This is a genomic window from Cyanobium sp. Copco_Reservoir_LC18 (assembly GCF_009834675.1).
Lineage (GTDB): Bacteria > Cyanobacteriota > Cyanobacteriia > PCC-6307 > Cyanobiaceae > Cyanobium > Cyanobium minutissimum.
Genome location: NZ_ASAC01000024.1, coordinates 1 through 21,769 on the forward strand (window position 1 = coordinate 1; position 21,769 = coordinate 21,769).

Genomic DNA, 21,769 nt, shown 5'->3' on the forward strand with positions numbered 1-21,769 from the left:
CTGTCGTTCTCCTACAACGTCGGCCGCAACTGGTACGGCGGCGAGGGCTTCGCCACCATCACCGCCCGGGTGCGCGACGGGCTGCTGGACCAGGTGCCCGAGGCGCTGCTGCTCTATCGGAATCCGGGCACGCCGGTCGAGGCCGGCCTCCGCCGCCGCCGCGAAGCCGAGGGCCGCATGTGGCGCGGTGAAGGCCTCCCGGCCACCAGCCCAGCAACAGCACCGAAGAAGCTCCCCCCACACCTCAGCCTCACCCGCACCAAGCGGAAGGACGAGCGGGGCCTCGAGCTGCTGACGCTGCGGCGGATTCGCGACGGCATCCCTATGGGTGAGGTGCTGGTGGTCTCTGGCGCCCCGGGTAAGCAGTCGTTCGCCACCGGCGCACGGTCCAAGGCCATGACGAACACGCCGCTCCCCGAGGGCCGCTACCGGCTGGGCCCGGTGGAATGGAAGGGCAAGCCCGGCGACTGGAACACCCACTGGGACGGCCCCCGCAGCGGCCTAGGGCCGGTGTGGATCGACCTGATCTACGAGGCGCCGGGCCAAACCGCGCGATCAGCCATCGGCATGCACCTCGACGCCAACGCCGCAGTGGCGCCCGGGTCGGCCGGCTGCGTGGTGTTCCGCAGCAGGGCCGACCTCGAAACCCTGCTCGGCTGGCTGAAGGCGGACGGGCCGGCGCTGCAGCACCTGTTCGTCAACTGGGGGCTCGGCACCTGCCCGACGCCGAAAGCATGAAGAAGGGCCCTGTCTGGTAGTAGTCGAGGGCCCTTCGTGGTTCTGGTGGAACAGGTCGATCCTATCCCCGGGTCAGTCGGCGGGGATCTCTGCCTCGAACGGCGCGAGGGCATCAGCAATGGCGGCATCCTCGGCGGCGTCCTCATCGGCCAAGGCCTGCAGCGGCGCCAGCTGGGCGGCCGCTTCATCGGCACGGGCCTGCGCTTCAACGGCAGCGGCCTGCGCCTCGGCGATGGCTTCGGCGTCGGCAGCATCGTTGGCCAGCGCTTCCTCCAGCGCGGCCTTGGTGGTGGCCAGCTCAGCCAGCAGGCTGGCACGCTCGCCGGCCAGGTAGCTGAGCACCTTGGTGACGCGGGAAAGGATGGTCATGGCGGTCCGTTGCAGTTTGGTGAAGGCTTGAAAGAAGGCGAAGTCCACAGAGGGATCCCGTGGGCCGGAGCCACTGTATCTGGACTGAGACCAGTGGCCATGTCGGACAGGACTCAGATCCGCTGCTCGGGTTGATGCAGGCTTAATGAACCACCTCTAAGACCCCCTGCCAGCACAGGGTCGGCACTACGACATCCGTGAGGTGCCCGAGGAGCTCTACCTGGCGGTGCTGGCCGCCCGCCGAGCGCTGGACTGAGCCATGAAAAAAGCCCCGGCATCGCCGGGGCTTCGCTGGAGTGTCCTCGGGACCTTGGCCCGTTGGCTGGACCCGGTTGACCGGTTGGGTCGACCGGGAGTGGATCAGGCCCAGCCCTTGGAGGCCATGTCCTCGACGTAGGCGGCCACGTCGGCGATGTCGCCGTCGCTGAGCTTGCCGCCGAAGGCGGGCATGGCGTTCTTGCCGTTGGTCACCTGGTAGGCGATGGCGGCTTCGTGGCCGGCGTCGTAGTTGGCCAGGTAGGAGGCCAGGGCATCGGCCTTGAGGGTGCGCTCGGCGTTCACCACGTTGCCGCCGCCCATGTGGCAGGCGGCGCAGTTGGCGGAGAAGATCTGGCCACCGTGGGCCACATCGGCGGCGAAGCTCGGGGTGGCACCCAGCACCAGCGCCAGGCAGAGAGCGAAGAGGGAAAGGAGACGACGCATGGGAGGGCGCGAAGGGGGGTGCCGAAAAGCACTGGCAACCGGCACAAATTAGGCAATGGCCGTGTCCCGGTGGGGCGTCCCGACAGATTCGCAACAATTCATGGCGGCCGGCCGGCGGGCGGCTGAGGGCCGGCTCAAGGGCGGCGGCCTGGCCCGATCCGGCCCCGGTGCGGCACCCCCGCCGTCTCCAGCACCGCGTCGAGGCTGGGGGCGAAGCTCACCAGGCCGAAGCGTTCCGGCGAACTGACGGGCTGGTGCACGAAGTGGCGCTGCCGGATCGAGAAACGGTCCCAGGCGTTCACTTCGATGCGCAGCAGCTTGATCAGCCCCTCGATCAGCCAGCCGCGCAGGTCGATCCCCACCGGCGGCACCCACACCCGACGCCAGCGGCACAGGGCGGCCACGGCACCGTTGATCGTGATCGGCGCCTGGCCCAGCACCAGCCGCCGCACCGGGCCCTGGTCGGGCTCGGGATTGGGGCCGTGGGGGGTGGTGGCCAGGTGGGCGCAGACGGTGGCGATGTCGGCGGCGTGGATGAAGTGGAAGCTGGCGTCGGTGCGCAGCCACCGGGCCAGCCACAGCCAGCCCAGGGCCTCCTTCAGCCCGGCGGTGAGGTAGCTGGTGGGGTGGGGATCGGCGCCGGCCACGGCGCCACCGAAGACCAGGGTGGGGAACACGGCCACGATGCGTTCGGCCAGGGGATGGCGCTCCAGGTCCTGCAGGCAGGTGGCCTTGGTCTGGATGTACTCGGTGCCGTAGGCCATCGCTTCCGGGAGCAGCTGCAGCCGGCGGTCGAGGATGCTGGCGGTGGAGAAGTAGATCACCTGCTGCAGCCGCTCCGGGTCGGTGAGCCGCAGCAGCTCCTTCACGGCCACCACGTTCACCGCCTGGGCCCGCTCGGGATCCCCCCAGGCGGTGGCGGTGTGGATGATCCGGTCGGCGCTGGCGATGGCGGCGGCGTGGGGGCCCAGCTCGCGCAGATCGCCCACCAGCAGGGTGATGCGCGGGTGGTCGGCGGGGACGGCGCTCAGCTTGGCGGGATCCCGCAGCAGCAGCAGCAGGTGGGCGTCGCTGTTGGCCAGCAGGTTTTCGGCGATGTACTGGCCGACGCAGCCGCTGGCGCCGGTGATCAGGATCCGCTGGGGCCCGGAGGTGGGGGCGCTCAAACAGCGGCCCCCAGCAGCTCGTTGACGGCCTTGCCGGTCTCGAAGAAGACCCGGGCGTTGTCCTCAGGGGTGCCGGGCAGGATGCCGTGGCCCAGGTTGAGAATGTGGCGGCGGCCGCGGGCCTTGCGCACCGTGTCGAGGATCCGCTCGCGGATCGCCTCGGGGGTGCCGAACAGCAGGCCGGGATCCACGTTGCCCTGCACGCCCAGGTGCTGGGGCAGGCGGGCGCAGCCATCGGCCATGTCCACGGTCCAGTCGAGGGAGATGAAGTCCACCCCGGTGGCGGCCATGCGCTCCAGCACGCCGGCGCTGCCGGAGATGTAGAGGATCAGGGGGGTGTCGGGGTGGGTGGCCTTCACCTGGTCGATCACCCGCTTCTGGTAGGGGGCCGCAAACACGTCGTAGTCGATCGGGCTCAGCTGGCCGGCCCAGGAGTCGAACAGCTGCACCACCTGGGCACCGCTGTCGATCTGGTAGCGCACGTAGGTGGCGATCGAATCGGCCAGGTGGCCCAGCAGCCGGTGCAGCAGGGCGGGCTCCTGGAAGGCCATCGCCTTGATCACCGAATAGGTCTTGGAGCTCTTGCCCTCCACCGCGTAGGCGGCCAGGGTCCAGGGGGCGCCGACGAAGCCGAGCACCGCCGCGGCGTTGCCCACGTCGGCCCGCAGCCGCCCCAGCACCTCACCCACGAAGGGCAGCGCCTCGGCCGGATCCAGGGGGCGCAGGGCATCCACCTGGGCCTGGCTGCGGATGGGGGGCTCGATGATCGGCCCCCGGCTCTCGATGATGTCGAAGTCGATCCCCATGCCCGGCAGGGGCGTGAGGATGTCGGAGAAGAGGATCACGCCGTCGGGACGGAAGGCGTGGAAGGGCTGCATCGAGATCTCGTAGGAGAGATCGGGGTTCTCGGAGCGCTCGCGGAAACCGGGATGGCGGTCGCGCAGGTCGCGGTACACCTTCATGTAGCGGCCCGCCTGGCGCATCATCCAGACCGGAGGCCGCTCCACCTGCTCACCTCGGGCGGCGCGCAGCAGCAGGGGGGCGGATTCGCTCATGGGGCCGGTCGGAAGGTCAACGGCGAAACCTAACCGAGCACCCCCGTCCTGCGGCCGCTCCTGTCACCAGTCGTGGCATGGGCGGCCCGGGGGGCGGTCAGCCCTCGCCGATGGCCGGCCGCTGCAGGCTGCGCGACTCATCCAGCCGGAACACCACCACGCTCAGGGGCGGCAGGCAGAGCTCCAGGGAGTTCTCGTAGTCGTGGATGGCCCAGGCATCGGTGAAGCGGCCACCCAGGTTGCCGAGGTTGCTGCCGCCGTAGCGGCTGCTGTCGGTGTTGAAGACCTCCGCGTAGAAGCCCTCCAGGGGGACGCCCACCCGGTAGTGGGAATGGCTCTGGGGGGTGAAGTTGGCCACCACCACCACCCAGCGGCCGCTGCCGCTGTCGCGGCGCATGAAGCTGATCACCGAATGGCGGTTGTCGTTGCAGTCGATCCACTGGAAGCCGTACTGATCGAAGTCGTCGCCCCAGAGGGCCGGCTCCGACCTGTAGAAGACGTTGAGGTCGTCCACCAGGTTGAGCAGGCCCTGGTGGGCCTCGTACTGGAGCAACTCCCACTGCAGATCGCCCCAGACGTTCCATTCGGCCCGCTGGCCGAACTCCATCCCCATGAAGATGGTCTTCTTGCCCGGGTGGGTCCACATGTAGGCCAGCAGGGCGCGCACGTTGGCGAACTTCTGCCAGTCGTCGCCCGGCATCTTGTGCAGCAGGTTGCTCTTGCCGTGCACCACTTCATCGTGGCTGAGGGCCAGCATGAAGTTCTCGGTGAAGGCGTACCAGATCGAGAAGGTGACATGGTTCTGGTGGAACTGGCGGAACCAGGGATCCAGCTCGAAGTAATCGAGCATGTCGTGCATCCAGCCCATGTTCCACTTGAGGTTGAACCCCAGGCCGCCCATGTCGGTGGGCTGGGTCACCATCGGCCAGGTGGTGGATTCCTCGGCGATCGAGAGGGCGCCGGGGAAGTGCTGGAACAGCACGTGGTTGGCCTGCTGCAGGAAGCGCACCGCCTCCAGGTTCTCCCGTCCGCCGTGCTCGTTGGGCAGCCATTCCCCATCCGGACGCAGGTAGTCGCGGTAGAGCATCGAGGCCACGGCATCGACGCGGATGCCGTCGATGTGGAACTCCTCGAACCAGTAGATGAGGTTGGCGACGAGGAAGTTGCGCACCTCGTTGCGGCTGTAGTTGAAGATCAGCGTGCCCCATTCCTTGTGCTCACCGATGCGGGGATCGGCGTGCTCGTAGAGGTGGGCGCCATCGAAGAAGGCCAGGCCGTGGCCGTCCTTGGGGAAGTGGCCGGGCACCCAGTCGAGGATCACGCCGATGCCTTCGGCGTGGCAGCGGTCGACGAAGGCCCGGAACTCGTCCGGGCTGCCGAAGCGGCTGGTGGGGGCGTACCAGCCGGTGACCTGGTACCCCCAGGAGCCGTCGAAGGGATGCTCGGAGACCGGCATCAGCTCGATGTGGGTGAAGCCGCGGGCCTTGACGTAGGGGATGACCTTGTCGGCCAGTTCCGGGTAGGTCATCAGCCGGGCGCCGGGCTTCAGATCGGCGGCGGGCACCGGGGGCCGGGGGCGACCGTCGGCTTCGAGGAAGGGCTGGTCGGCGGCGGCATGCATCCAGCTGCCCAGGTGCATCTCGTACACCGCGATCGGCTGGGGCAGGGGATCGCGGCCATCCCGCTCCTCGATCCAGGCGCCGTCCTTCCACGGGTAGCGGCCCAGTTCGGCCACCACCGAACCGGTGTTCGGCCGGATCTCGTGGCGGAAACCGTAGGGGTCGGCCTTCTGATAGCAGTGGCCGTTCTGGGCCCGCACCTCGTACTTGTAGATCTGGCCGGCGCCCAGGCCGGGGATGAACAGCTCCCAGATCCCCCCGAGGCGCTGCTGCATGGGGTGATGGCGGCCGTCCCAGCCGTTGAAGTCACCCAGCAGGGCGACGCTGCGGGCATTGGGGGCCCACAGACAGAACTGCACTCCGGCGACGCCGTCGCGCTCGATGACGTGGGCGCCCATGCGCCGCCAGATGTGGTGGTGATTCCCTTCGGCGAACAGGTGGCGGTCCAGTTCCCCCATCCACTCGTGGCGGAACGCCCAGGGGTCGTGCTGCTCGTGCTCGATGCCGCCGCGGCTCACATGGACGCGGTAGCCGCAGCCGGGATCGGCCTCCAGGCGGGCTTCGAAGATCCAGGGGTGGTGCGGGTTGGCCATGGTCAGCCGTTCGCCGCCGTGGAGCAGTTCCACCGTGTGGGCGTCCGGCATCCAGACCCGCACCGCCCAGCCACCGTCTTCGAGGGGCTGGGGCCCCAGCACGGAGAACGGATGGTCGTGGCGGCATTCCGCCAGCCGGCGGGCATCCTCAACCATCCATTCGAGGCTGGGCAGGGCCATGGAAGAGGGGGCGTGCATGCGCCGGGAGCTTACGTCGGTGGAAGGGCCGACTCAGCGTGGCGGGGAGGGAGCGGCCGGATCGGTGGGGAAATCCACGCCGATGATCCGGTTGTCCGAATCCAGGGTGACGAAGAGGTTGTCGGTGAGGCGGTTGAACTCGGTGTTGACGATCACCAGACGCATCTCCGGCGTACTCTCGGCCCGGTTGATGCGTTTCACCCGGACGAAGTTGCCGGTGATGCGCTGCAGGTTGAGCCATTTCTGCTGCAGCTGACCCTGGGGGATCTGCTCCTGCATCTGCGGGGCCAGAAAGCTGCTGGCGGAGATGAAGTGGCCGCTGGCGAGGGCGGTGATGAAGTCCCGCACCACCTTCTCGGCCGGCTGGTCGGTGACGTTGAAGTGATAGCCATCGATCCGGCCCTGGTCGTCGATCACCATCAGCAGGTCGCGCTCGCCGGCGCTGGTGAACAGGGTGGCCTCCACCGTGCTCGAGTCGAAACCGGGCTGGATGCTGCGGATGGCCCAGCGCAGCAGCTTCGGCTGGGTCTTCATGGTGGCGGCCACCATGCTGGGGCTGCTGACGCTCTGCAGGGCCGGGGAGAACTGGTTGAAGCGGGCCTGGGCGTCGCCGTTGCGGATCGTGGTCAGGATCCGCTCGGCCGCCGCCCGGGCCTGGGCTTCGCTGAGGGCGGCACTGGGCTGGCCGGTGGCGGCCGGCGCCGGGGTGGCCTGGGCCCAGGCCCCGCGCGGTGCCAGCAGGGCCTGGCTGCCCAGCAGCAGCAGCAGGCCGATCAGGGCTCGGCGCGGTTGGGGGCGCGGCATGGGCGGCGGAAGACGGATCGGCTCAGTTTGCCCGAATCAGGGGCTCCAGGCCCAGGTGGGCGCCCGCCAGCTCCAGGGTCAGGCTGATCACCCGGTGCCCGCTGCCGCTGCCCCCCGCCGGCAGGCTGCCGTCGCCGGGGTTGACGGCGATCTGGGGCCAGGCCGCCGCCGCCAGGGACAGCCGCAGCCGCTGCCCGGCGGCCACCAGGGCCGCCAGGGGCTGCAGGCGCAGGGTGCGGGGGGCGCCGGCACTGGCCGATGGGGGTCCGAAGCGGGCCAGGCCGGTGCTCAGCTGGCGCACGGACCCGCCGTCCGCAGACACCTCCGAGAGGGCGGCGCAGAGATCGAAGCTGGGCTGGTCGGCACTGACCCGCAGCCGCAGGCGGAAGGTTCCCAGCAGCCAGAGGTCCTGCTCCAGCGGCGCGGTGGTGAAGCAGGCCACATCGCCGCGCCGGTCGAGATCGGCGCGCTCCACCGGTCCTGGGTCGGGCCCCAGGTGGCCGCCCCGGCCCGGCACCGGCCGCCAGGGATCGTGGACGATCACGACCGTGCCGCCCGTGGCTGTGGCGTGCACGGCTTTGCCGTCAGCCGCCGGATCCGACCCAGGCCTTGCCCCGGGAGCGGCCAGGGGCCGCAGTTCCCCCTCGTCGCAGCGGATCGCCGCCAGGCCGCCGGAATGCAGCGACCAGCCGGCGGCGGCCGCCGCTGCGGGGCTGGCGGCCGCCGCCGGGCCCAGGCTGTGCCAGGTGGCCGTGGTGGCGCACTGCAGGCGGATCGGGGCCGTTGCCGCGCCCTGGTGAGCGGTGGGATCCGCCGGGCCCCGACGGGGCGGTGGACCCTGCAGATGGCGGCGAAAGAAGGCCAGCAGCTCGCGGTCCAGCCCCCCGCCCCAGTCGAGGTGGCTCCAGGCGCCGATGACCAGCTCGGGGTCGCCCCCGGCGCCGCGGGCCCGCTGCCAGAGGTCGAGCACGCCCCTCAGATGGGGATCGTGCCAGCCGCCGACCAGCAGCAGGGGCCGCCGCAGCAGGGCCGGCGCCACGGGGTGGACCGTCCAGTCCTCGGCAGCGCAGGGGTCGCGCCGCAGCCAGCCCAGGCCCATGCCACGGGGATCGTGGCGTTCCAGCAGGACCAGTCCCTCCTCGGTGTAGTCGCCGTGCTGGAGGCTGCGGCGGATCTCGCGCCAGCCGGCCCCGTCGCCCCGGCGCCGGCAGCCCTCCGCCGCCAGCTGCAGGGCCCAGCCCAGGCCCAGGGCCCACCAGTGGGCTCCCCCCTCACTGGCCCAGTGGAGGCGTTCATCGAGGCCGCACATGGCCGGGGCGAGGCAGTCCGGCAGGGCGTCGTCGCCGCCGGCGTTGAGCAGCTGGGTCAGGCCCTGGTAGGAGAAGCCGTAGCTGCCCACCCGGCCGTTGCTGCCCTCGAGGCTCCGGGCCCAGCGGATCGTGGCGGCCCCGTCGGCCGCCTCCTGGGCGAAGCCGCCGAAGTCACCCTCCGAGGCACCGCGGCCCCGCACGTCCTGCACCACCACCAGAAAGCCATGGCCGGCGTACCAGCTGGGGTGGGCGTAGGTCACGGTGGAGGCGATCGCCCGCCCGTAGGGCTGGCGCATCATCAGCACCGGCCAGGGTCCCCGCCCATCGGGATGCCAGAGCCGACTCATCAGCCGCACCCCATCCGCCAGCTGCAGGGTGGCGTCCCGGGTCCGGACCACGGGCTTCAGAACACCGTGGAGCAGTGCAGGCCGATGACGTAGGTGGCCAGCACCTCCGCATCCATGGGGCTGAGGCCGCGGCTGCTGGCCAGGCTGGCGATCGACGCCTTCGAGGTGGCCGAGACGCCCTGGGCGTTCAGCTGGCGGAACTGCTGGCAGAGGCTCTGGGCGAGGGCGGGGTTCTGCTTCACCGATTCCAGCAGGGCGGACTGGGCCCGCACACCGGGAACCGCCACGGCACCCAGACAGGCGACGCCGAGAAGGGCGGCGAAGCAGCGGCGAAGACGGGGGCTCGTGCGGGTGATCAGGGTGTGGCGGCGGTCGTCGCGATCGGGGTGGTCCGTGGCTCTGGGGGGAGAAAGGCGGGTTGTTCGGGGCATCGCTGCCTCCGTCCGTTTTCCCCATTCCAGTCACCCGTGCCGGGGCGGCGCAGGAGCCGAGGGTCAGTTCGGGGAGCGACCGGAGGCCTGCCGGGCCTGGCGGACCCAGGACAGGACCAGCGGCAGGTCGACCGGGGGGACGGCCGAGCCGGTGAGACGGCGCTGCAGCCGGCCCAGCTGCTGCTGCAGCTGCGGCGGATCGGCTGCGGCGAGACCGGCCGGGCTGGCGATGCCCCCATGCAGCAGCAGGGCCGCCTCCTCGGGGGCGAGGCCCACGGCGCTCACCAGCCGGGCCTGGCCGCGCAGAAGAATGAGGCGCGCCTCGCTGGCCTCCCCGGAGGCGGCCAGGTGGCGCAGGTGGGCGTCATCGAGGCCGGCCAGCTCCTCCCAGCTGTCAATGCCCGCCCGGCGCAGTCGCTGCGCTTCGCGCTTCAGGTGGGGTGCCGGCCGGAACGGGTGGACCACAGGGGTTCAGGGGGCGTCGCCGGGGCGGACGGCCGCCAGATTCCGGGTGGTCTCCGCCAGCACCACGGGCCGGGCCAGCCCCGGCTCGACGGCCTCGACCCGGCGCAGCCGCACCCGCACCGTGCCGCCGCTGCCGCGTCCGCCCCCACGGAGGTTGCGGGCCACCTGCTCGAGGGTGGGGGCCACCGCCTCCCCCTCGAGGCTCGCCGGGGCGGCGGCGATGACCAGATCGGTGCCGTTGTCGAACACGACCGGCACCTGGACCGCCCCCGGCACGCTCACCCGGGGGTTGTAGCTGATGGCGAAGGCGAGGCAGGAGAGGGACAGCAGCACCGTGAAGCTGGTGATCCCCACGAGGCGGAAGCGGATGCCCCAGCGGGCGAGGAAGCCGGCGATGGTGAGCACCGCCAGCACCCCGCTGGCGGCACCCAGCCAGGTACCGGCCACGAACAGGATCGGATCAGCGGCCATGGGGCTGGGGAAGGCGTGACAAGCCCCCTATATTGCGGCCGCCCATGGACGGCAACCGACCCCGGTGGATGCGATGGAAGCCTGACAGTCGGCCCTGGCCTGCCCGCCGACGTGTGGGGAAGGGGCTTCTCGTCGTCGGGTTCCTGGGGGCGGGGCTGGGGGTCGGGGTCTTCTGGTTCGATCGGATCGTCGCCGGTCTGTACGGCCGTTTCCGGCCCACCCTGGAGCGCCAGGTGGGCAGGGCGATGGGCCGCCCCCTGCAGCTGGGCCCCTACCGGGGCCTGAAGCCCGACGGGCTCTGGATCGGCCCCAGCCGGTTCCTCCCCGGCTCCAGGGATGCCTCCACGGTGTCGGTCGAGGGTTTGCGGGTGCGCCTCGACCCGCTGGCCAGCCTGGCCCTGCGTGGGTTCGCGCTCGACCTGGGCTTCGAGCGGGCCCGGGCGGAGCTGCGCCGCAACGCCAGCGGCCAGTTCTGGGTGCTCGGCTCGGTCCCCCCGGGGCAGGAGCCGCCACGCATCGACCTGCGTCTGGGTCTGCTCCAGCCCGCCGACCTGCGGGTCCGGGGCGCCGGAGCGACGTCCCTGCCCCTCGACCTGAGGCTCTCGGGTCAGGTGGCCCTGAGCCTGCACCGCCGCGAGATCGACCTGGGCCTGCGCCTGACGCCCCCCGCCGGCGAACGGGGCGGCTCGCTGCGGCTGGATGGGGAGGGCCAGTGGCAGAAGCAGCACTGGCAGGGCCGGCTGACCGCCCGCCGCCTGCCGCTGGCCCTGCTGCGGCCGCTGCTGCCGGCGGGGGATCGGGTCGGGGGCAGCCTCGCCGGGGAGGCCGACGGACGGGTGGGGCTGCGGATCCAGCGGGGCCTGGCCCGCTGCGAGGGGGGTCTGGAGCTGCGGAACGTGCGCTGGCGGCTGGGAAGCGGCGCCATGCCGCTGACGGCGGAGCGGCTGCCCCTCTCCTGCCGTGACCGGGCCCTGATCCTGCCCGCCAGCGCCTGGCGGTTCGGCCCCTGGGGCGGCCGCCTGACGGCCAGGGCCGATGCGGACCGCCGCCTGGCGGTCCAGCTCGAAGCCCAGCCGCCGCCCCGCCATCCGCTCGGACGCCAGCCCATCAAGGTCGACCTGCAGGGGAGCTGGGGGGAGGGCCTGCTCCGCCTCGCCCGGCTCGATGGCCGGCTGGGGGGCTCCAGCGTGCGGGCCAGCGGCAGCGTCGGCCGCTCCCTGGCCCTGGAGGCCCGCTGGCGCCTCGATCCCGACGACTTCGCCGCCGCCTCCCGCCTGCCGGTATGGGCGCGCCAGCCCCTGGCCGGCCGCCTGCGGGCGGACGGCCGGCTGGCGACGCCGCGTCTGCGGGTGGAGACGGGCCAGGCCTCCCAGCGCCTCCTGGGACCCTGGCAGGCGGCTCTGGTGTGGAGCGACCGGGTGCTGCGGCTGGAGCGCTTCGGTGCCGACCGTCTCACGGCCACGGCCCGCCTGCCCCTCGCCTTCCAGGCGGGCAAGGGCCTGGTGGCCGGTCCGCTGCAGGCCCGGGTGGAGGTGCGCGACTACCCCCTGTCCCGCCTCGACCCGCTGCTGGGCACCACCCTCCAGGGCCAGCTGGATGCGGAGGGCACCATCGCCGGCCCCCTGGCGGAGCTGCGTCCCGACCTGCAGCTGCGCCTGCAGCAGCCCGGTGCCGGCCCCCTGCTGCTGCGGGAGACCTGGCGCGGCCGCCTGCGCGACCGGTCCCTCGACCTCACCACCGTGGCCCCGACGCCGGACGGTCGCCTCACCGCCCTGCTCGACCGCCGCTGGCAGCCGGTGCGGGCCGCCATCGAACGGAACGGCGGTGTGTTCACCCTGGAAGGAAAGCCGGCGAACTACCGCTGGCTGGCCCGTGCCTTCCCCCTGCGCGGTCTGGCGGTGGCCACCGGCCCGCAGCGCCGCCTGCGCCCCCTGCAGGGGGACCTCAGCGGCAGCGGACGGCTGGGGCTGCAGCCGCTCGGTTTCGACGGGCGGGTGGAGCTGCTCTCGCCCGAGTTCCTGGGGGTCGGAGGACGGCGGATCCAGGCCGACGTGCAGTACGACGAACGCCGTTACCAGGTCAAGGGCGTGATCGAGCCCCTGGGCCAGGGCACGATCGCCGCCACGGTGTCCGGCCGCTGGCGGGGCCCGTTCCGGGCCCGTTTCGAAGCACGCCAGCTCTCCACCCTGCTGTTCCGCCAGTTCACCGACGCCTGGCCGATCTGGCGCGGGGCGCCGGCCCCGGCCCGCGGGCGGGCCAGTGACCTGGGCACCCTGGTGGTCGACACCATGGCCGGCACGGTCGCCGACCAGCTGCGCGCCCTGGCCGAGGCCGAGGAGCGGGTCGCCGCCCGGGCACAGGAGGCCAGCCGGGCCAGCCGGGCCGAGAAGCTGGAACGGCTGCAGGCCCGGATCGATGCCGATCTGCTGCTCAGCGGCCCGGACTTCGCCCGCACCCGGGCCGACCTGCGGGCCACCGGCCACCTCTGGTTCAACCAGGGCGACCGGGCCCAGGCCCTCGCCGGCAAGCCCTTCGAGGTGCGGCTGGAGGGGCCGCTCAGTGGCGGCAGCGGTCGCTTCAGCCTCGCCGACCTGCCCCTCTCCCTGCTGGCCCTGCTCACGCCCCTGCCGGACAACCTGCGCGGCAGCCTGGCCGCCAAGGGGCGCTACCGGCTGGGCGGCCCCCGTCCCGAGCTGGCCCTCGACCTGGCGCTGGTGGAGGGGCGCCTCGGGGAGCAGGCGCTGGAGCTGGAGCGGGGGCGGGTGGAGCTCAGGGACGAAGGGATCGTCCTGGATCTGGCCCTGCGGGCCGAGGGGGCCTCCCGCAGCGTCGACCTGGCGGGCACCATCCCGCTGGTGGCCTCCCAGCAGGGGCTGGAGCTGCGCCTGGCCACCCGGGGGGACGGCCTGCGCTTCCTCACCCGCCTGGGGGGGCAGGCCTTCGAATGGCAGGAGGGGGGCGCCGACCTGCAGCTGCTGGTGCGCGGCAGCCTTGACGACCCGATCGCCAACGGCTTCCTGCGGCTGCGGCAGCTCCGCTGCCGCTTCATCGGCCAGGAGGTGCGGGAGGTGGACGCCACGATCCTGTTCGACTTCGAGCAGCTGGTGGTCCAGGAGTTCCGCGCCCGGGTGGGGCCCCAGGGGCTGGTGGGCGGCGAGGGTCGCCTGGGGCTGTTCCGGCCCCTCGCCCAGGACCGGACCCTGGTGATGAAACTGGAGCAGGTGCCCTTCAAGGTGCCGCGCCTGGCGGCGGTGGGGGATGGCCAGCTGCATCTGAGCGGCAGCCTGCTGGCCCCGGTGCTCGGAGGCAACGTGGCGATCAGCCGCGGCACCATCAACGTCCAGCCGGGCCAGCTGGCGGCCAGCGAGCCCGTGTCCGACCAGCCGGTCCAGCCGCGCACCATGCCCGAGCTGCTGGAGTCGAAGTGGAATTTCCAGCAGCCCCTGGTGCTGCTGGGCCCCGATGTGGAGTCCACCACCGCCGAAGCCCTGCGCTCCTCGGTGCCCCGCTTCCCCTACCTGGCCTTCGAGGACATGGTCCTGCGGCTGGGGCCCGATCTGCGGGTGGTGATCCCCAACATCGCCAACTTCACCACCGCCGGTCAGCTGCGGATCGCCGGCCGCCTCGATCCCTCCCTGCGGGCCTCCGGGGTGGTGCGGCTGCTGGGGGGGCGCCTGAACCTGTTCACCACCAGTTTCAGCCTCGATCCCGATGCCCCCAACGTGGCGATCTTCACCCCGTCGCTGGGGCTGGTGCCCTACCTCGACATCGCCCTGCGCACCCGCATCTCCGACAGTCTCAGCGTGCTGTCGCCCTCCGGGGTGGGGGACCTGGGCCCCTCGGTGCAGAACGCCCCCAACCAGGCCGGTCTCTCGGCCCTCAACCAGCTGAACCTGATCCTGGTGGTGGTGTCGGTGAGCGGTCCGGCCGACCGCATCGCCGAGAACCTCAAGCTGCGCAGCAGCCCGCCCCTGCCGCAGGAGCGGCTGGTGGCCCTGATCGGCGGCAACTCCCTGGCGGGCCTGAGCGGCGGCGGGGCCGGCGCCGCCCTGGCCACGGTGGTGGGTCAGACCCTGCTGTCGCCGCTGCTCTCCTCGCTGAGCGATGCCTTCGGCCAGCGGGTGAGCCTGGCCCTCTATCCCACCTACGTGAACCAGGCGATCGACACCCAGCAGGAGGGCACCACCCGGCGGCGGGTGCCGCCCCAGCTGGTGCTCGGCGCCGAGATCGGCGTCGACATCACCAACCGCTTCAGCATGTCGGTGCTGGCGGCCCCGAACCGCTCCGATGTGCCCCCCCAGGTGACGCTCACCTACAAGGCCTCCGACACCTTCAACCTGCAGACCTCCGTCGACACCGAGGGGGCCTGGCAGTCGCTGCTGCAGGTGTTCCTGCGCTTCTGATGGCGTCGTCCTTCCCCACACCGCCTTGTGAGGCCCAGCTGATCGGCATCGATCTGGGGGGCACGGCCATCAAGCTGGCCCGCTGTGATCGCCACGGCACCGTGCTCGCCGAGGCCGAGGTGCCCACGCCCCAGCCGGCGGTGCCGGGGGCGGTCTGCATGGCCCTGGCCGACGCGGTCGACGCGATCGACCCCGACCGCCTCGCCGACCGGGTGGGCATCGGCCTGCCGGGGCCCTGTGACGCGGCGGGTCGGGTGGCGCGGATCTCCATCAACCTGCCGGGGTGGCGGGATGTGCCCCTGGCCGCCTGGCTCGAGGCCCGGCTGGGGCGGCGGGTGGTGATGGGCAACGATGCCAACGGCGCCCTGCTCGGTGAGGCCTGGCTCGGGGCCGCCCGGGGTGTGGGCGACGTGCTGCTGCTCACCCTGGGCACGGGCGTGGGCGGGGCGGTGCTGCTGGGGGGCCGGCTGTTCACCGGCCACGGCGGCGCGGCTGCTGAGCCAGGCCTGATCGGTGTCGACCCCGACGGCCCGGTGTGTCGCAGCGGCAACCGGGGCTCCCTGGAGCAGTTCTGCAGCCTCGGCGGCCTGGCCCGCCTCAGCCCGCTCGATCCGCGCGAGCTCTGCCGCCGCGCCGACGCCGGCGACACCGAAGCCCTGGCGGTGTGGGAGGCCTACGGACGTCCCCTCGGGGTGGGGCTCAGCTCCCTGCTCTACGTGCTCACCCCGGAGCTGGTGCTGATCGGCGGCGGCCTCAGCGCCGCCAGCCACCACTTCCTGCCGGCGGTCTGGCGGGAGGTGGAGGAGCGGGTGCTGGCGGTGAGCCGGGAGGGGCTGGCGATCCGCCGCTGCGCGCTGGGCAACGGTGCCGGTCGGCTGGGGGCGGTGCGGCTGGCGCTGGACCGGTTGGGATGATGGGGGCCATGAGCCAGACCCTCCCCTCCCCTGCCAGCGTCGTGCCGGAGCCCGACCCCCAGCTGCTGCAGCGGGCCGCGGCGGTGCGCCGGGCCGCCATGGCCCTGGGCCAGGCCAGCGACGCCGAACGCCGTGGCGCCGTGGCGGCGATGGCCGACGCCCTCGAGGCCGCCGGCGACGGGATCCTGGAGGCCAACCGGGCCGACCTGGCCGCCGCCGCTGCCGAGGGGCTGGCGCCGGCCCTGGGGGCGCGTCTGAAGCTGGATGGCCCCAAGCTGGCGGGGGCCATCGCCGGGGTGCGCCAGGTGGCGGCCCTGGCCGATCCCGTGGGCCGGCGCCAGCTGCACACCGAACTCGATGACGGGCTGGTGCTGGAGCGGCTGAGCGTGCCCCTGGGGGTGCTGGGGGTGATCTTCGAGGCCCGCCCCGATGCGGTGATGCAGATCGCCTCACTGGCGATCCGGTCGGGCAACGGCGCCCTGCTCAAGGGGGGCCGGGAAGCCAGCCGCAGCTGCCAGGCGATCGCGGCGGCCCTGCAGCGGGGGCTGGCCGGCAGCGCCGTCGACCCCGGCTGCCTGGAGCTGCTCACCAGCCGCCAGGAGAGCCTGGGTCTGCTGCGGCTCGATGGCCTGGTGGATCTGATCATCCCCAGGGGATCGAACGCCCTGGTGCGCTTCATCCAGGACAACACCCGCATCCCCGTGCTGGGCCACGCCGACGGCATCTGCCACCTCTACGTGGATCAGGCCGCCGATCCGGCCCTGGCCCTGCGCATCGCCCTCGACAGCAAGACCCAGTACCCGGCGGCCTGCAACGCCATCGAAACCCTGCTGGTGCACCAGGCCACCGCCCCCGTCTTCCTGGGGGCGGCCCTGACGGCCTTCGCCGCGGCGGGCGTGGAGCTGCGCGGCGATCCTGCCGCCTGCGCCCTGGGGGTGGCTCAGGCCGCCGGGCCCGGCGCCTGGGACACGGAGTACTCGGATCTGATCCTGAATGTGAAGGTGGTGGAGGACCTGGAGGCGGCCCTGGAGCACATCCGCCGCCACGGCTCCCGCCACACCGATGCGATCGCCACCACTGATCCGGTGGCGGCCAATCGCTTTTTGGCTGCGGTGGACAGCGCCGGGGTGTTCCTCAACTGCTCCACCCGCTTTGCCGACGGCAACCGCTACGGCTTCGGCGCCGAGGTGGGCATCAGCACCCAGACCCTGCCGCCGCGGGGTCCGGTGGGGCTTGAGGGGCTGGTCACCTACCGCTACCGGCTGCGGGGCGAGGGCCACATCGCCGCCGACTACGCCGACGGCATCCGGCAGTTCAGCCACCGCCCCCTGCCCCTGTGACCGAGGCGATCCACGTGCGGGGCCTGCGGGTGTGGGCCCATGTGGGGGTCTACGAGCAGGAGCGGCGCCACGGCCAGTGGTTTGAGATCGCCTTCTCCCTGGGGGCGGATCTGGCCGCCGTGGCCCGCAGCGACGACCTCAGCCAGGGCTACGACTACGGCCGTGGCATCGCCGTGCTGCAGGCGCAGGCCCGCACCATCCGCTGCCAGACCCTGGAGCACTACAGCGAGCGGATCCTCGAGGCCCTGGAGTCCTGCTACGGGCCGATCCCCCTGGCGGTGGAGGTCAGCAAGTGCCAGGTACCGGTTCCCGGCTTCGACGGCACCGTGGCGGTGAGCCGCAGGCGGCGCTGGGGCTGAGAGGGGATCCGGCTGTTCTCCGGAACCATCACGACACCGTGAGGTCTCTGACCTGGACCTGGGCAGGGTGAGCCGTTCCGCAGGTGGCCCGTGCGTGAAGTGACGGTTCAACCGCCAGGACGATCTGCCGTGATTCCTGGTTCTGCTGAACCTTGCATCCATCGACATCATTTCCCGTCCTCTTCTGAGCGGGCTTAACCACTTCTTTGCCTGGATTTATTGAATTGGTCATGATGGATGCGTACCGATACTATGCCTTGACGGGGTAGGGGCACTTGGTTAGGGTCGGTATGAAGAGGCTGGTTGCTGGATCCATGTCGCCTGAGGATTCCGATGTTCAGCCACAACTCCACGATCGACGCAGTTCACTGCGCCAGGTTCTGCCGTCGGGAGTCCCTGCCAGCATCCATCTTCCCTCAGGAGACACCGGCTTTGTGATGTTGGCCGACATCAGCAGGGCTGGAGCCTGCATCGTCCGCCGCGGAAGGCTTGAAGTGAAGCCCAGTGATCGGGTCTTCCTGAACATCAGTGACTACGGACTTTTCCGCAATATCCATCTGTCTGCTTGCGTTCAGTGGGTGAAGACCTGGAATCACAGGACTCTGCTCGGCCTTGCCTTCACCGAGGGCCCGCTGCTGCCAGGAACCATCCTGGATCAATACCTGGACAGGGCTCTGCTGGCCCCCCGATCCTTGGGCACCTGACGCTCCCCAGCTCAGCCCAGCGGATCCTTCTGCGGGCCTGACGTCCTGTCACCGGAGGGGTGGTCGCCGGTTCATGGACTAAGGTGTTCCAGACGGGGCGTGGCGCAGCTTGGTAGCGCGGGTGCTTTGGGAGCACTAGGTCGCAGGTTCGAATCCTGTCGCCCCGATTGATCTCTGCCGATCCACCTAACAGGAACCGCGCCTCGTCCGCCCACTGGATGCGATGTGTCCCGGTCCGTTGAAGGCAGCTTTGGCTTCAGGTCCTCCCAGGGCTGTGTGGTTTGCCCGGTGATGGTTTCGCCGAGACGTTCAACCTGCGGTCATCGTTCAAGGAAGGCTTGGCCAACGCTCGGGTGGGGGCTCCCATGGGCCCCCACCGCCACGGCCTCAGACCAGCATCCGGGGGTTCCGATCACCACTTCTTGTAGGGCAGAAACTTGCCGCACATGGTGACTCTGACCCTGTTGCCGGCAGGGTCCTCCACTTTGTCCACCTCCATGGTGAAGTCGATGGCGCTCATGATGCCATCGCCGAACTTTTCCTGGATCACATCTTTGAGCGGAAGGCCGTACACCTGCATGATTTCGTAGAAGCGATAAATCAACGGATCGGTCGGAACCTCCGGATCCAGGCAGCCCTTCACAGGAGGGACTGTCAGTTCGCCGGCCAGCTTTGGATCCAGATCCAGGGCCGCCAGAAGTTTCTCTGCTTCCTCCGGCGAGGCTGTGGCCTGTCCGTACAGCAAGCTGGCGATCCAGACCTCATCGCGCTGGAGAAGTGTTTCCAGCTCAGCGAAGCTCACGCCCTTGCGGCGCTTGGCGCTCAGCAGAGTTTGGCTGAGAGGGGTCAGTGGGCTCATGGCGCGATGCGGATGGGCGAGAGAAGGGGACCAGGCGGTGGGGGGCCCGGGTGAGGTTAATGGTGCTTTCCCACCGGGGTGTTCATGCCTCCAGCGGCCCAGATCGCTGCTGAGGGTTGAGCCCGCCCCGGGCTTTGGGGATCCCGTCTCCACACCGCACGTCCACCGACGCCGTGGTCAGCGGCCTGGTGGCCGGGCCGTTGCCCTCGTCAGGGGGCTGCCGAAACAGCCGTTCCAGCCCGACGGCCTGACCGCCGAAGCCCATCAGGAGCCGTTCCCCTTCATCAGGCCATGGGGCTTCGGATGGATCGTCTCGCCAGCGTTGGTCCGCTCCGGCGTGTTGGCTTTCCTCCCCTTCCCTCTGCTGCCGTCAGCGGCGCGCCTGCCGCCCGGTCTCGCACCGCCATCCCCTGGCTGCCAGCCTGAAGGCCACTCCAGTTGACGCGGCTTGCTCCCCGATCCCGCCACCCTTCGACCCGTCCCCCGCACAGCAGCGGTGAGTGGGGTGCTCGAAACCCTCGCCTTCTTTCGTGATCCGGATTTCGCCCGCTCCCGCTTCAAGCGTCATGGCGATGTCTACGAAACCAGCCTGCTGGGGCAGCGCACCGTGTTCATCCGTGGTGGGCAGGCCATCGCCGACCTGTTTGCCCAGGCTGACGCGGTCGAGGGCTGGTGGCCCGACAGTGTGAGGCAACTGCTGGGGCCGCTGTCACTGGCCAACCGCAACGGCGCCGAGCACAAGGCGCGCCGGCGGGTGGTGGGCCAGCTGTTCGCCGCCGCCGCCCTGCGGCGCTACAGCCCGGCGATCGTGGCCTTGGTGGAGGGACTCAACCAGGAACTGCTGGATGCGCCAGCGCCCGTGGCCCTGGTGCCCCGGTTGCGGCGTTTCGCCTTTGCCGTGATCGCCACCACGGTGCTGGGCCTTGATGGCGCCGATCGCGACGCCCTGTTCGAGGATTTCGAACTCTGGTGCCGGGGCCTGTTCTCCTTCCCCGTGGCCCTTCCCGGCAGCCCCTTCGTCCGCGCCCGTCAGGCCCGCCAGCGCCTGTTGCGGCGCCTCGGCTCCGTGCTTCGGAAGGCCCAGGTCGCCTCGGTCTCCGGAGCCCCCCTCGCGGCCGGCGGCCTCGACCTGCTGGCCGGCGGCCTCGATGAGGCCGGCCTGCCCCTGGCGGACGACGATGTGGCCGAGCAGCTGCTCCTGCTGCTGTTCGCCGGCTACGAAACCACCGCCTCCGCCCTCAGCTGCCTGCTGCTCACCCTGCTGCAGCATCCCGCCGAGTTGGCCTGGCTCCGGGAGGAACTCGACGGCCTGTTCTGGCCCCCGGCCGAGGGGGACGGCGTGAGCGCCTACGACGCCGTGCGGGCGCCCCGGCTGGATGCGGTGGTGAAGGAGGTGATGCGGCTGAGTCCGCCGGTGGGGGGCTTCTTTCGCCGCACCCGGGAGCCCATCGCCCTGGCGGGTGTGCTGGTGCCGGCCGAGCGGGTGGTGCAGGTGAGCCTCACCGCCAGCCATCGCCACGGCCCGGACCCCGAGGACCTGGCCGCCTTCCGGCCCCAGCGCCATCTGGGGGGAGCCCAGCCCGTGACCCTGCTGCCCTACGGCGGCGGTGAGCGGGTCTGCCTGGGCAAGGCGCTGGCGGAGCTGGATATCCGTCTGCTGGCGGTGGGGCTGTTGAAACAGCTCTCCCTTGAGTTGGCTCCCGATCAGGACCTGACACTGCTGGTCATTCCCAGTCCCTCGCCGAAGGATGGCCTGCTGGTGCACCCTTGCCCGCGCAGCAACGCTGCCGGTCCAGGGCAGTCTGGGCACTCAATCCATGACATCGGAACATCAAGGGCAAGCGCAGGATGACCGTTGAACGGCCTCCCCGATGGGACACGCCCAGGAGCCTGAGTGGTGGGATCACCCCACGGGCCGTTCCTGCGGTTCTCTCGTTCGTTGCCAACTCCTTTTCCAACGTCCGGAAGGAGAGGGAGCCTGGCGTTCGCGGCGTCGAGTTGGCTGCATGGAGTCTGCAGCCAGCCCGGCAGTGAGATCCGCCGAAGGCGGATGAGCCCGCTCTGGCTGCTGATGGGGCGCGTCAACGATGGGCTGGGTGGCGTTGTTGATGGACGAGATCCGATGCCTGCGTCTCCTGAGCTCGCGGCTGAGGACGAAGGCAAGGCCGCAACCTGCGAGTGGCAACGGCGAAGGCACCGAAGCGGGGGAACGTTGATGGAAGGTGACGTCACCACCAAACGGCAGCCACGGGTCCCAGGCCAATCCACTCAACGAGCCGACGATGACCTCAGGAGTCGCAGGCGATGATTCGAAGGACAGGGTATGTCCGATGGTGTTCTGCCCGACAAAAAACGGTGAGTACTCCGAAGAGGGCGGCGGCTCCGGGGGCAGGTAAGGGAGGATGATTCCACCGGAAACGCTGAACCCAGTCCCACCGATCTGCAGGTAGGTGCCGAGTGATTCCGTTGGCACCCCCATTCCCCCTTTGACGTCCACCCTGGCTGGCTGACTGATGCTGTTATCGACAAGCCCCTCGATGACACCCTCGACTCCTGAAAAGGAGAAGCCGAAATCCAGAGCAGCTGCGGCAGGTTGTGGGAGCAACCCTCCAGCGGCGATGGCAGCCAGCTGAAACGCGCCGCATGCGAGACATAAAGATGGAGCACTGCGTAGAACCTTCATTCTCCAGTCGCAGATGTGTTCTCATGATGATTCCCTCGCTGTCCCTGAGATAGATCCTGCCCGCACGATCGCTGCCAATCTGCTGCGCGCAGCGGCTGGAGGTCGCGGCACTCCTGGTTCCGCTGCACGATGGAGGGGTGCACCGATCGCCCAGGCCACCGCCAGGGCCGCGCGACCCATCACGACCCTGCGGACCTCAGCCGCTCGGCATGGCCTGGGAAGCCGGTTCCCTGCTGCGG

General features: G+C 70.9%; 19 protein-coding genes and 1 tRNA gene. 8 read left to right on the plus strand and 12 right to left on the minus strand.

The window, feature by feature from the left end; translation table 11 throughout:
- A partial coding sequence (locus L107_RS16415; protein WP_370515493.1) for a L,D-transpeptidase family protein occupies window positions 1–738 on the plus strand: 738 nt, incomplete at its 5' end.
- Between the two features lie 72 nt (window positions 739–810).
- On the opposite strand, the gene L107_RS13690 is transcribed toward L107_RS16415, so the two are convergent.
- From L107_RS13690 to L107_RS13735, 10 genes are all read right to left on the minus strand, one after another.
- Window positions 811–1,155 carry a hypothetical protein gene (locus L107_RS13690; RefSeq protein ID WP_159819749.1) on the minus strand — a complete coding sequence of 115 codons (345 nt, stop codon included), beginning with the start codon at window positions 1,153–1,155 and terminating at the stop codon, window positions 811–813.
- 312 nt (window positions 1,156–1,467) lie between these two features.
- The gene (locus L107_RS13695; RefSeq protein ID WP_159819750.1) at window positions 1,468–1,809 is read right to left on the minus strand and encodes a c-type cytochrome; all 342 of its coding nucleotides are present in this window, start codon (window positions 1,807–1,809) and stop codon (window positions 1,468–1,470) included.
- 134 nt (window positions 1,810–1,943) lie between these two features.
- Complete coding sequence (locus L107_RS13700; protein WP_159819751.1) at window positions 1,944–2,975, minus strand: NAD(P)-dependent oxidoreductase; 1,032 nt, start codon at window positions 2,973–2,975, stop codon at window positions 1,944–1,946.
- Window positions 2,972–4,030: a uroporphyrinogen decarboxylase gene (hemE, locus tag L107_RS13705; RefSeq protein WP_159819752.1), complete on the minus strand. Its 1,059-nt coding sequence runs from the start codon at window positions 4,028–4,030 to the stop codon at window positions 2,972–2,974. Before hemE ends, L107_RS13700 begins: the two co-directional genes overlap by 4 nt.
- Before the next feature lie 97 nt (window positions 4,031–4,127).
- Complete coding sequence (glgB, locus tag L107_RS13710) at window positions 4,128–6,422, minus strand: 1,4-alpha-glucan branching protein GlgB (protein ID WP_159819753.1); 2,295 nt, start codon at window positions 6,420–6,422, stop codon at window positions 4,128–4,130.
- A gap of 51 nt (window positions 6,423–6,473) precedes the next feature.
- On the minus strand, window positions 6,474–7,244 hold the full coding sequence (locus L107_RS13715) for a DUF3887 domain-containing protein (protein ID WP_159819754.1): 771 nt from the start codon (window positions 7,242–7,244) through the stop codon (window positions 6,474–6,476).
- A gap of 22 nt (window positions 7,245–7,266) precedes the next feature.
- A complete protein-coding gene (locus L107_RS13720; RefSeq protein WP_236550709.1) occupies window positions 7,267–8,901 on the minus strand; it encodes a CocE/NonD family hydrolase in 1,635 nt (544 codons plus the stop codon).
- 56 nt (window positions 8,902–8,957) lie between these two features.
- Window positions 8,958–9,332, minus strand: coding sequence for a hypothetical protein (locus tag L107_RS17050; protein ID WP_370515495.1), 375 nt, complete (start codon window positions 9,330–9,332; stop codon window positions 8,958–8,960).
- A gap of 63 nt (window positions 9,333–9,395) precedes the next feature.
- On the minus strand, window positions 9,396–9,797 hold the full coding sequence (locus L107_RS13730) for a DUF4332 domain-containing protein (RefSeq protein ID WP_159819756.1): 402 nt from the start codon (window positions 9,795–9,797) through the stop codon (window positions 9,396–9,398).
- Window positions 9,798–9,803: 6 nt separating this feature from the next.
- Window positions 9,804–10,268 carry a DUF2518 family protein gene (locus L107_RS13735; protein ID WP_159819757.1) on the minus strand — a complete coding sequence of 155 codons (465 nt, stop codon included), beginning with the start codon at window positions 10,266–10,268 and terminating at the stop codon, window positions 9,804–9,806.
- Between the two features lie 113 nt (window positions 10,269–10,381).
- Between L107_RS13735 and L107_RS16950 the strand changes: the two genes are divergently transcribed.
- From L107_RS16950 to L107_RS13765, 6 genes are all read left to right on the plus strand, one after another.
- On the plus strand, window positions 10,382–14,671 hold the full coding sequence (locus L107_RS16950) for a translocation/assembly module TamB domain-containing protein (protein ID WP_159819759.1): 4,290 nt from the start codon (window positions 10,382–10,384) through the stop codon (window positions 14,669–14,671).
- Complete coding sequence (locus L107_RS13745; protein WP_159819761.1) at window positions 14,671–15,585, plus strand: ROK family protein; 915 nt, start codon at window positions 14,671–14,673, stop codon at window positions 15,583–15,585. Before L107_RS16950 ends, L107_RS13745 begins: the two co-directional genes overlap by 1 nt.
- Window positions 15,586–15,593: 8 nt before the next feature.
- Window positions 15,594–16,925 carry a glutamate-5-semialdehyde dehydrogenase gene (locus L107_RS13750; RefSeq protein WP_201295906.1) on the plus strand — a complete coding sequence of 444 codons (1,332 nt, stop codon included), beginning with the start codon at window positions 15,594–15,596 and terminating at the stop codon, window positions 16,923–16,925.
- Window positions 16,922–17,284 carry a dihydroneopterin aldolase gene (locus L107_RS13755; RefSeq protein WP_159819765.1) on the plus strand — a complete coding sequence of 121 codons (363 nt, stop codon included), beginning with the start codon at window positions 16,922–16,924 and terminating at the stop codon, window positions 17,282–17,284. The genes L107_RS13750 and L107_RS13755 overlap by 4 nt, the downstream gene beginning before the upstream one ends.
- Before the next feature lie 314 nt (window positions 17,285–17,598).
- Entirely contained in the window at window positions 17,599–17,988 is a 390-nt protein-coding gene (locus L107_RS13760; protein ID WP_159819767.1) for a PilZ domain-containing protein, read from the plus strand.
- Between the two features lie 93 nt (window positions 17,989–18,081).
- Window positions 18,082–18,155, plus strand: a tRNA-Pro gene (locus L107_RS13765).
- A 245-nt stretch (window positions 18,156–18,400) separates the two neighbouring features.
- Here the strand turns inward: L107_RS13765 and cynS are convergent.
- Window positions 18,401–18,847 carry a cyanase gene (gene cynS / locus L107_RS13770; protein WP_159819769.1) on the minus strand — a complete coding sequence of 149 codons (447 nt, stop codon included), beginning with the start codon at window positions 18,845–18,847 and terminating at the stop codon, window positions 18,401–18,403.
- Between the two features lie 448 nt (window positions 18,848–19,295).
- Between cynS and L107_RS13775 the strand changes: the two genes are divergently transcribed.
- Window positions 19,296–20,699: a cytochrome P450 gene (locus L107_RS13775; RefSeq protein WP_159819771.1), complete on the plus strand. Its 1,404-nt coding sequence runs from the start codon at window positions 19,296–19,298 to the stop codon at window positions 20,697–20,699.
- Window positions 20,700–20,750: 51 nt separating this feature from the next.
- On the opposite strand, the gene L107_RS13780 is transcribed toward L107_RS13775, so the two are convergent.
- Entirely contained in the window at window positions 20,751–21,452 is a 702-nt protein-coding gene (locus tag L107_RS13780; RefSeq protein ID WP_236550706.1) for a hypothetical protein, read from the minus strand.
- Window positions 21,453–21,769: the final 317 nt, after the last annotated feature.